The 2,097-nt window shown below is 36.1% G+C and carries 3 protein-coding genes and 1 pseudogene; all 4 read right to left on the bottom strand.

What is annotated here, in order from left to right; all coding sequences use genetic code 11:
* Positions 1-118: 118 nt before the first annotated feature.
* Complete coding sequence (locus FGQ53_RS11580) at positions 119-964, bottom strand: ADP-ribosylglycohydrolase family protein (RefSeq protein WP_138338921.1); 846 nt, start codon at positions 962-964, stop codon at positions 119-121.
* Positions 965-997: 33 nt separating this feature from the next.
* Complete coding sequence (locus FGQ53_RS11575) at positions 998-1,564, bottom strand: hypothetical protein (protein WP_138338918.1); 567 nt, start codon at positions 1,562-1,564, stop codon at positions 998-1,000.
* Positions 1,565-1,622: 58 nt separating this feature from the next.
* Positions 1,623-1,892 (bottom strand): annotated as a pseudogene (locus FGQ53_RS11570) (transposase family protein); the annotation flags it as partial.
* Between the two features lie 4 nt (positions 1,893-1,896).
* Positions 1,897-2,097 (bottom strand): transposase (locus FGQ53_RS11565; RefSeq protein ID WP_171019140.1); only part of this gene is annotated, 201 nt, incomplete at its 5' end.

The raw sequence follows: 2,097 nt of genomic DNA, 5'->3' as shown, positions 1-2,097 counted from the left end.
TCGTTTATGAAAGCGCAGATTTTTCTTATCTTTGAGAGCTTTTGTGAGAATGTTTTTGTCATTGGTAGTAAATGTTGCTTGTGTCATATATCTATTATACGTCAATTTTTGATTTTTGTTAAGTATTATTATCCCATCGCCTTAATACATCCTTTAAGGGTTTATCCAAGTAAGAATAGGCTTTTTCCTTTATCCAATCAGGAATACCATAAGCTGCCTCTGCTATACTGCCAGTGATTGCAGTAAGTGTATCACTGTCACCACCAAGTGAGATGGCGTTTCTTATCGCATCTTCAAAGTCTGTACTTTCAAGAAAGGCGATAATGGCTTGAGGGACAGTTTCCTGACATGTTTCGTTAAAACGATAGTTAGGACGGATTTCATCTAAAGTTTGAGATAGATTATAACCGTATTCTTTCTCTATATAATCCTTAATCCGTCTTTTACACTCTGTATGATTGTCATTAATTGGTTGCTCGTATTCTCTACAATAACCACCAAAGTAAAAACGACACAGAAAGATAGCATCAGCTGTAGCCATGGCACCTTTGATACCTTCTGGATGGTTATGAGTTACCTCAGCAGAAAGACTCGCAAGTCTTCTAGATGATGGCCACATACCAGATCTTGCATAAAAACCACAGTCCATGACCCAAGCACAGGGAGAAACACGCATAGCTGATCCATTCCCGAAGCTATTATAAGGCTCACGGTTATCACTGTTTAACCATGCATTAAACCGAGCACCGTAATCAGCATTCGGATACATTCTACCATATTTCTTCATAGCATCAATAAAGTAATCCTTCTGCCCACCATTCATGATTGCTTCTGCGACTGCACAGGTCATAACCGTGTCATCTGTGAAAAAGCAGTCTTTCCGAAATAAAGGAAAGTCCTTTGTTTTGATATTGTTCCATTCGTAAACAGAACCGACAATATCTCCAATAATTGCTCCTAGCATAAGATACCTCCTTTTATAGCATTCTTCAATTCCTTAGATCAATCCTTCTAGTACTTCCTTCACATATCCTTCTACATCTTCAATCTCTACAAACATTGGGTCTAAGTGACACAAGAAATGCCAATCTTCGCTCCCTTTTTTTCTGTAAAGAATCGCTTCACCGTCTTCACTTCCGAAAAAGCTTCTATCTACTTCATATCCACTGCCTTCTAGAAAGTCTTTTGCCTGGCTATAGTTCACTTCTCTCGCTTCGACATAGGTTTTAACTTCATCGTTGTTAACAACATATGCATCGATTTTTGAATATCCTTCGATTACTCTATCGTTTTTGAGGGATAAATTTGAAATCTCTTTCCAAATAATGTCTACATTTTCCTCAGGATCGAACATAAATTTAGATAGAGGAACAATATTTCCGTTAAAAATAATTTCCATATAATCCGGTATGTTTTTAGGATTAAAATACTCCACTTCAAAACCATCTTCTGTTTCCAGAGTGTATCCCGGAATTTGAGCTACAAAGGCTTCCCCATCTTCTATGGAATCAAATGCGACTAAATCTTTAGAATAATTATTTTGATATAACTCTAATATAATCATTTATAACCTCATCTAAATTATCCGTAGATTGATTTTTTAGAATAGACTCCCTGCGAAACTAAAATCCTAGTTCACGGTTGATAATGCCAGCAATCAAATTCATTCGTAATCCAAACCGTTTGCGTCGATTTCGATAGGTTGTTGAAAATATTTTAAACGTTTTTACTTTGGCAAAAATATTCTCAACCTTGATTCTCTCTTTGGATAGCGCATGGTTATAGGCTTTATCTTCAAGAGTTAGTGGCTTAAGTTTTCTTGATTTCCTCGGAGTTTGCGCATGTGAATACATCTTCATGAGTCCTTGATAACCACTGTCAGCCAAGATTTTATAGTCATTTAGTTTTAAAAAAGCACTTTAAACATTCAAAAATATTTGGAACTTTCCTTAATAAATCTGTCACTTTCTTTTTCAAGATAGCCCAAGCTTGCTCAATAGGATTCAAATCTGGTGAATAAGGTGGTAGAGGTAAGAAAAAGTGCTTATCTTGAATGCAAAGTTCATCCAAAATGTTCTTGGGATGAAAACTAGCATT

This window comes from Streptococcus mitis, assembly GCF_005844455.1.
In the GTDB taxonomy this organism is placed as follows: Bacteria; Bacillota; Bacilli; order Lactobacillales; family Streptococcaceae; genus Streptococcus; species Streptococcus mitis_BF.
Note: the sequence above shows the minus strand (reverse complement) of the source record. Positions and strands in the feature narration are given on the sequence as shown.

Bases quoted from the DNA above. Each gene is read 5' to 3' on its own strand.
- FGQ53_RS11575 (WP_138338918.1), bottom strand. From the start codon at position 1,564: ATGATTATATTAGAGTTATATCAAAATAATTATTCTAAAGATTTAGTC.
- FGQ53_RS11580 (WP_138338921.1), bottom strand. From the start codon at position 964: ATGCTAGGAGCAATTATTGGAGATATTGTCGGTTCTGTTTACGAATGG.